Origin of the sequence: Daejeonella sp. (genome assembly GCF_036405355.1) — a bacterium.
GTDB lineage: Bacteria > Bacteroidota > Bacteroidia > Sphingobacteriales > Sphingobacteriaceae > Daejeonella.
Genome location: NZ_DASWXT010000132.1, coordinates 1 through 8,575 on the forward strand (window position 1 = coordinate 1; position 8,575 = coordinate 8,575).

The following is an 8,575-nucleotide window of genomic DNA, read 5'->3' on the forward strand; positions in this document are numbered from 1 at the left end:
GAAACTTTCGGAGCAGATCAAACGTTTCTCCTTGCTGATCAGCCATCTTACTTTCGGGCTTACCGCGGTAGGTGGCATTCTGAATGTTGTGATGTTGTGGAATATCAGGCAGCTATTTGCAATTGAAAATTGGAAAAAGGAGAATCATGAGGGACTGAAACAGGCTTTTGATGTTTTGGCCTCTTTCGAAGCGTTAATCAGTCTGAGTTCTTTGAACACAAATTATCCAGAATGGTGTTTTGCAGAAATCAATGAGCAGGAAAATTATACTTTAAAGGCCAAATCCATCGGGCATCCATTAATCCCATCACAACAAAGGGTTGATAATGACTATCTCCTTGATAACCAGTTGAAAATAGATATCATCACCGGCTCTAACATGGCAGGGAAAAGTACATTTTTACGTACTCTCGGAATAAATACTGTTCTTGCTCTGAGTGGTGCACCGTCTTGCGCACTATCAATGGAAGTTAGCCGGATGCTGATTTTTACCTATATGCGTATCCGAGATTCTTTAAATGAAAGCACCTCGACTTTTAAAGCAGAACTTGATCGCTTGCAGGCTTTGATTAAAATGCTGGATAATTCAGGTAAGGTCTATTTCCTGATTGATGAAATGTTGAGAGGGACCAATTCAGTTGATAAATATCTCGGGTCAAAGGCTGTTATCGAAAAGCTGATCTCACAAAATGCGGTCGGAATTGTTGCTACCCATGATCTGCAAATTGCCGGACTTGAGCAGAAATATCCTGATTATATCCGCAACTATTACTTTGATATCCAAATGGAAGCCGGTGAAATGAGGTTTGATTATAAGCTAAAAGTAGGAGAATGCAAAACCTTTAATGCTTCATTATTGCTTCAGCGAATTGGAATTTATCCTGAAAATCAGCATCAGCAGGATTAAGGATCCTGCTGATGCATGATCTATTATTCTTCAGCCAGGTTTTTTAATTGCATAAGCAGAGAATAGGTACCAGCAGTCACAATCTTCTTTGCACCGAGATCAGTTTTTACTGCAGTGAAGCCATTTTCTGTTCCATCAATAATGACCTCTGTCATTTCGTATGTTCGTGTCGCTTTTTCTAAAAAAACATAATTCTTTCCTTCGAAGTTGACTATACTTTTCTCAGGAAGTGTCTGCTCCCGATTGTCCTGCACAGTTATTTCTGCATTCATATACATTCCCGGTATCAGACTTTTATCAAATTGCTTAAAATGGCAATGAACCTCAGCAGTCCTTTCTGCTGAAAGATTGTTACTTATCAGACCAATTTCCGTTTCATATTTTTTGTCCGGGTTATTATTTGAGAAGGTAATTGCCTTTTGCCCCCGGCTTAATTTGCCGAGGTCTTTTTCAAAAACAGTCAGAGTCAGGTGAATATCCGAAGGATTAATTAATTCGATCAGCACATCCGATGGATTGAAATAGCTGCCTATATTTCCATTGACCCTGCTGACATATCCATTGATCGATGAACGGATTTGTATTTGCCTGCTGATATTATTTTCGCTCAGGCGATAAGGATCAATACCAATCAGCCTGAGCTTTTCTGCATACGCAGCAATTGCAATTTTCATACTTTTATATTCGGCTTCAGCCAATTGAAGTGCCTTGTCACTCCCTGCTTTTTCCTTATTCAATTCCTTTTGTCTGTTCTGTTCCTGTTCTGAATAGGCCAATTTAGCCTTTGTTACAAGATAATCCTGTTGTAACTGTATATATTGGGGATCTTCAATTATGGCAATCACTTGGCCCTTTTTTACAGTTGTCCCGGGAAGCATTGTCGTAGATTTCAGGTAGCCTCCGAGAGGTATGCTGATAGATATCAGGTTCTGTGGGGGAACTTCAATACTACCATTAAGCTTCAGAATATCAGAAACAGTCCTTGTTTCGGCTATTCCTGTTTTAATTGCTGCATTTTTGAACTGAGCTTCTGTTAGTGTGACCAAGTTCTGATTAACACTCTCTTTAGTCTTTGTAGTTTCTGTGTTCTCTGTTCCGCAGGATATTAGAACTGTACTGATCAGATAGATACTGTATAAGCGGATCAGGTTTTTAAGTACTGATATATTAAGGTTCTTCATTATAGTTTTGTGTTAAATTGTAGGTATTCAATTTGTATAATACTTTCATTCAGGCTTTTCACTGCGTCCAGATATTCACTATCAATTGTTAGTGCCTGCTGATTAAGAATTGCCCATTCCAGGTAATTGATCTCTCCGGTACGGAGTTGCCGGCTTAATGTCTGCTTTATTGTAGCAGCATTTTTTAACCCTGTTCCTTCAAAATAGCTCACATCCGCTTTATTCTTTTTGAACTGTGCCAGTGCATCGAGATATTGTTTGTGCAGAGTTTGTTTTTCACGTTCAAGTGCGGTTTGGGCTATAGCTTCATTGACCTTTGCTGCTCCGGCTCTGGATTTCTGAGCTTTGCTGAAGACAGGAATACCTATTCCGGCCTGAAAAGAACTGTAGCGGCGACTATTGTTTAAATCAGTTGCATCCCGTATACTTAAATTATTATATCCAAATGAAAGGTCGGGGAGAAGCTTTGCCTTTTCCAGTTTTGTCCCAGCTTCAGCAATAATCCTCTCTTGCTCCATTATTTTTATTGAGGGATGTTGTTCGAGATGATTATTCTCAGGATTAAGGGGTTCAGTAAGCTTGAATGGCCTGTTATCCGGTTTAAAGTATGTCTCAGAATTAATAAGAAGGCCAAACCGGGTACTTAGTGTTTCTCTGTCCTGCATAAGCTGATTCAACTGAAGCTGAATCGCACCTTTTTGATTCACGGAAATTGTGCTTTCAAGGATGTTGCTTTCACCACTTTTTAGCCGGACTTTACTTACTCTCATGAATTCAGCGTACATAGTATCAGTTCTTCTTAATAACTGTTCTTTTTCCTCCAGATATTTGAGCAGATAATAAACCTGAGTTACATTTTTTCTAAGCTCAGCAATCTGCAGTTCCCCTGCAATAAGACTGTTTTTCCATTCCTCTTCGTACACAGTTTTTTGCCGGCTGTAAACTGTTGGGAAGTTAAAACTCTGACTCAGACTTAATCGGGAATCCCGGTAGGTGCTGTTAAAATTACCATACTCTGCAATTAATTGTGCCTGAGGAAGAGGGGACGCTGTGCTGATCATTTGGTTCCGAAAATTGGCTTTCAAAATTTCCTCTTTCAGAATCAAATTGTTTTTAAGGGCGCTATCCAATGCGGCTTCGAGACCAATCGGAATCTGGGCATTTGAATTTTGGCCCTGCGAGATTAGAAGTAGAAGTAATGCCGCTATTGCATGTTTTTTCCGTGGTCTGAATCCTTTTTCAAACTGAATATATAGCACTGGCAATACAAACAGGGTCAGGAAAGTTGCAACAAGTAAACCTCCAATCACTACCGTAGCTAAGGGCCGCTGCACTTCAGCACCTGCACCTGAACTCAAGGCCATAGGCAGAAATCCGAGTGAGGCCACGAAAGCGGTCATGAGTACAGGTCGTAAACGTGTCCCTGTGCCTTTGAGAATGATTTCGCGGATATCGGCTTCGCCGGAATTTTTCAAGCGGTTGAATTCAGCTACAAGTACAATTCCATTTAAAACAGCGATTCCAAACAGGGCTATAAAGCCAACACCTGCACTGATGCTGAAAGGCATCCCGCGGAGAGCCAGTAAGAATATTCCTCCGATTGCCGAAAGGGGAATGGCCGTATAAATCAATAAGCCCTGTCTGATTGAGTTGAAGGCAAAATAAAGAAGGAGGAATATCAATGCCAGTGAAACCGGTACTGCAATCATCAGACGATCTTTTGCGGCATTCAGGTTCTCAAAAGAGCCTCCGTAAGTAATGATATATCCGGGAGGTAGTTTAATGGCTTCATCAACCTTTTTGCTCAACTCATTCACAATGCTTTCAACATCCCTGTCCTGTACATTAAATCCCACAAGAATCCTCCTTTTTGCATCTTCTCGTTGAATCTGATTAGGACTATCCTTCAGACTTACATCAGCAAGCTGGTATAATGGGATTTGTATCCCATCCGCCGCAGGTATTAATAGTTCCCTGATATTTTTCAAATCCTGTCTTTTCTCACTTGCCAAACGAACTACAAGATCAAACCGCTTCTCACCTTCAAAGACCTGGCCACTTACCTTGCCAGCAAATGCTGAATTGACTACCTCATTTATTTCCTTTATGCTCAGACCGTATTGGGAAATTGCAGGACGATTATAATCAATCACAATCTGAGGAATCCCACTAACAGTTTCAACATACAAATCGCTGGCTCCCTCAACACTGCTGACAATAGTTCCAAGTTTTTTGGCATAAAGCGAAAGAGTGTCGAGGTTTTCGCCAAATATCTTGCAAACAACATCCTGCCTGGCACCGGTCATCAATTCATTAAACCTCATTTGTACAGGAAACTGAAAGCTTGTTGTTACACCCGGAACCTCCTGGGCTGCTTTTGTCATTTTCTCAGACAATTCGTCAAATGAACTTGCCGAAGTCCATTCACTCTTGTCTTTTAGTGTAATTATCATATCACCCATATCCATTGGCAGGGGTTCTGTAGGAACTTCGCTGCTACCAATTTTGGTAATGACTTTCTCTATTTCAGGGAACCGGGATTTTAGAATATGAACAACTTTCTGAACGCTTTCGATGGTGGTATTCAGATTACTTCCCGCAAGTACTCTTGTTTCTACTGCATAATCGCCTTCCTCAATAGACGGGATGAATTCCCCACCCATTCTGGAGAGCAGAAAAAGGGCAATAATGAATAAACCTAAGGTACTTAGGATAACAACTTTGGGAAATCCCAGGACTCTAATCAATGTATTTTTGTAAGCACGTTCGATCTTAAGCATGATGCGATCCGACAAATTTAATTTCTCCTTTTTATCGCGACTCAGAAAAATTGTGCTCATCATTGGGATATAAGTAAGAGAAAGAATGAATGCACCAAGCAAGGCAAATGCGACTGTTTGTGCCATGGGTTTAAACATTTTTCCTTCAATACCTTCGAGAGTGAATATTGGAAGGTAGACTATCAATATGATAATCTGCCCAAATACTGCACTGTTCATCATTTTTGAAGCGGCACTTTTAACCTCATCATTCATGTTATGTCTGCTGAGTCTGTTTAATCCCATAAACTTCCCGGAATGGGCTAACTGATGCATTACTGCTTCAACAATGATTACCGCACCATCCACAATCAGACCGAAGTCAAGAGCGCCTAAACTCATAAGGTTCCCGCTTACCCCGAAGATGTTCATCATGATTACCGCGAAAAGCATGGAAAGCGGGATTACTGAAGCCACCAGGAAGCCGGCCCGCAGATTCCCAAGAAAAACGACCAACACGAAAACAACAATCAATGCACCCTCCAATAGATTGGTTTTAACAGTGCTGATCGCATTATTAACCATCTTGGTCCGATCCAGGAAAGGTTCAATGATCACACCTTCAGGTAATGACTTTTGGATCTGTACAATTCGTTCCTTGATATTATCGATTACCACATTACTGTTTCCACCCTTAAGCATCATTACTATGGCTCCTGAAACTTCACCCTGGTCATTATAAGTTAATGCGCCGTAACGTGTTGCATGGCCAATCTGCACCTTAGCTACATTTCTGATAAGCAGTGGGACAGCACTTTTGGTGTTCTTGATGCGGACATTTTCAATATCTTCTGCACTATTGATCAATCCCTCACTTCTGATGTATAATACTCCTTCGTGTTTTTCAATATAGGCACCTCCGGTATTCTGATTGTTATTCTCAAGTGAACTGAATACATCATTTATGCTTATTCCATATGACTGAAGTTTATTAGGGTCAATAGCAACTTCGTATTGCTTCAGTTTACCTCCAAAGGAGCTTACCTCGGCGACACCTTTGACACCCAAAAGTTGCCTTCGGATGATCCAATCCTGAATAGTACGCAGTTCAGTAATGGAATACTTTTGTTCATATCCCTTTTCGGGACGGACAACATATTGATAGATTTCCCCGAGTCCGGTAGAAATAGGGCCCATTTCCGGATTACCGATACCTTCAGGTATTTGCGATTGAACCTGTTGCAGACGTTCTGCTACCTGCTGCCTGGCCCAGTAAATATCAACATCATCGTTGAAAACAATTGTAACCAGAGAAAGGCCGAAACGGCTATAGCTTCTGATTTCCTTTAATCCGGAAATATTACTGTTCGCCTGCTCAACAGGGAAGGTCACCAATCTCTCAATATCCGTGGCTCCGAAGGATGGAGCAATAGTAATTACCTGTACCTGATTATTAGTAATGTCGGGAACAGCATCAATGGGTAATTTGCTGAGCTCATAAGTTCCATAGAGTATTAGTACTATGGTGAATAAGCCAACAATTAATTTGTTTTTTATCGAAAATCCAATGATCTTATTTAGCATGAAAAAATAATTTCAGCACTCAGAAATGAATGCAAATACAAAATGAGGCATACCTTTAGGGTATCCTTATGAATATTAGTTTAGGAAATGGAAGTAAATCAGCTGAATTTTGGTGGTTGCCAGATTCGGTTCAGGCAGGCTGATGGAATATAAGGTTCTTTATACTTTACAGTATTAGAGGATGAAAAAGTTGAGAATGGTATCAATAGGAGATTATTTCCCGGATGAGGGATTCCAAAACTGAAGGATGAAGAACTGGATCCGGGATCCTGTGATTTGAAGGGTAGCTGACTGTCGCGATCATTGTCCTGATCATTGCCATCGTCGGCATGATAATGCTGATAAAGAAACTTATAGAAGGTAATTGAATTATTATCTGCTTTATGCTCTGCGAAATGTGAAATCAGTACAGGCAGTCTGAACAGTTCGCCGAGGCTTGTGGTCGCAGCCAGATAAAGGATGATATAAGTTATAACAGCAGATTTTCTCAATTCGAATCAATATTTCGAGCCATAAAGATTGCTAATAATTTAAGGAAGTACAAGTATCAAAATTGGTACATGATTTTTTTTAAGATGGGGATCAGTAATTAAAGTCTTTCTCGTTTGGGATGTTTCGGGATGATTTTCTTTTGAAAACACTGAAACTTAATGAATTTCATTCCAATCTGACTTTATATAGTCATTGCTATTATTCTATTCAATAACTGTTTACTACAAATGAAAATTAATTTCTTTATTCTTATTCTTTAAGATTGATGTTTTTTGGAATCAGCTCTCTGCGAGGCAGGTACCTATTATTGATAATTTTTTTTTACATTTAAAACAGAATCTAAAACTAATTTAAATTGTGAACAATGTCTAATTCTTTCAATCGCCGAAAATTTTTACAGGCAAGTGCTTTTGCAGGAGCTGCTTCCTTGTGGTCATCTTCTTTAAGTGCCGAAACTTTAATTGATGTCAAATCCTCTGATATTGGCAAGTCAAAATGGGATCTCGACACCCCGGCTCTATGTGTCGATCTTGATAAAATGGAAAAGAACATTAAACATGTACAGACCCGGTTGCAGGGTACAGGTACAGGTGTTCGTCCGCATGTTAAAACACATAAATGTCCGGCCATTGCAAAGATGCAGGTTGCTGCTGGTGCAGTAGGAGTGTGTGCGGCAAAGCTTGCAGAGTCGGAAGTGATGCTCGCTAACGGAATTCAGAATGTATTGATGACCGGAGTTAACATCTCAGTATCGAAGATCAATCATGCAATGGCATTAAGAAAGAAGTATAAAGGCTTCATTCAGGCGGTAGATAATATGCAGAATGCGAGGGATCTTCAGGATGCTGCTAAGGCTGCAGGTATTATTGCAGATATTGTTGTGGATCTGGATGTGATTAATAGATCTGGTATAGCTAATGGGCAACCGGCATTAGAACTTGCCCAATATGTAGACAAAGCGCCCAATTTGAAATTCCGTGGTGTACTGGCATATGATGGAGCTGTTCAACATGTTGAAGGTTTTAAGGCTCGTAAAGCACAGGCATTTAAAACTTTTGAACCAGTTGTTGGGAGTTATGAACTGATGAAGAAATCCGGTTTAAATATGGAGATCTTCAGCGGTGGTGGTACTGGTACTTATGATATGATGTATGAAATTCCTGGCTTTACTGATGTACAGGTTGGAAGCTATTTGTTTATGGATCATCAGTATATGATCATTGGTGGTGCAAACAATGAAAAAATAATGGATGATTTCGCACCTTCTCTAACAGTAATGGCGACCATCATCAACGATTCCAAAGCAGGGAAATATGTGACAGATTCAGGAGCAAAGGCTATGACATTAAATGTGCCACATGGAATTGTTATTGGAGAACCTGATTTTGATTATAATGCAGGTTCAGATGAGTATGGATCAGTAAAAATTATCAATCCCAACAAAACTTATAAAGTAGGAGATAAATTCGAGGTAATCGTACCACACTGTGATCCTATAGTCAACTTATATGATTTCATGTACGGTATCCGGAATGGTAAGGTTGAAAAGATTCTGCCTATTCTGGCGCGCGGGAAATCGCAATAGAATTTAGTTGACAGTTGACAGTTGACAGTTGACAGTTGACAGTTGACAGTTGACAGTTGACAGTTGA

The 8,575-nt window shown here is 40.1% G+C and carries 5 protein-coding genes; 2 read left to right on the forward strand and 3 right to left on the reverse strand.

Annotation, left to right across the window (positions count from 1 at the left end):
- Positions 1-907, forward strand: a 907-nt coding sequence (locus VGE44_RS16565) for a MutS-related protein (protein WP_414649346.1), incomplete at its 5' end; no start/stop codon positions are given.
- 23 nt (positions 908-930) lie between these two features.
- Here the strand turns inward: VGE44_RS16565 and VGE44_RS16570 are convergent.
- The 3 genes from VGE44_RS16570 to VGE44_RS16580 form a co-directional block, all read right to left on the reverse strand.
- Positions 931-2,088: an efflux RND transporter periplasmic adaptor subunit gene (locus VGE44_RS16570; protein WP_331081215.1), complete on the reverse strand. Its 1,158-nt coding sequence runs from the start codon at positions 2,086-2,088 to the stop codon at positions 931-933.
- Positions 2,088-6,431 (reverse strand): CusA/CzcA family heavy metal efflux RND transporter, encoded by a 4,344-nt coding sequence (locus tag VGE44_RS16575; protein WP_331081217.1) that lies wholly within the window; start codon positions 6,429-6,431, stop codon positions 2,088-2,090. The genes VGE44_RS16570 and VGE44_RS16575 overlap by 1 nt, the downstream gene beginning before the upstream one ends.
- 98 nt (positions 6,432-6,529) lie before the next feature.
- Positions 6,530-6,922 carry a hypothetical protein gene (locus VGE44_RS16580; protein ID WP_331081219.1) on the reverse strand — a complete coding sequence of 131 codons (393 nt, stop codon included), beginning with the start codon at positions 6,920-6,922 and terminating at the stop codon, positions 6,530-6,532.
- Between the two features lie 365 nt (positions 6,923-7,287).
- On the opposite strand from VGE44_RS16580, the gene VGE44_RS16585 reads away from it, so the two are divergent.
- Positions 7,288-8,508, forward strand: coding sequence for an alanine racemase (locus VGE44_RS16585; protein WP_331081221.1), 1,221 nt, complete (start codon positions 7,288-7,290; stop codon positions 8,506-8,508).
- The last annotated feature ends 67 nt before the right edge of the window (positions 8,509-8,575 follow it).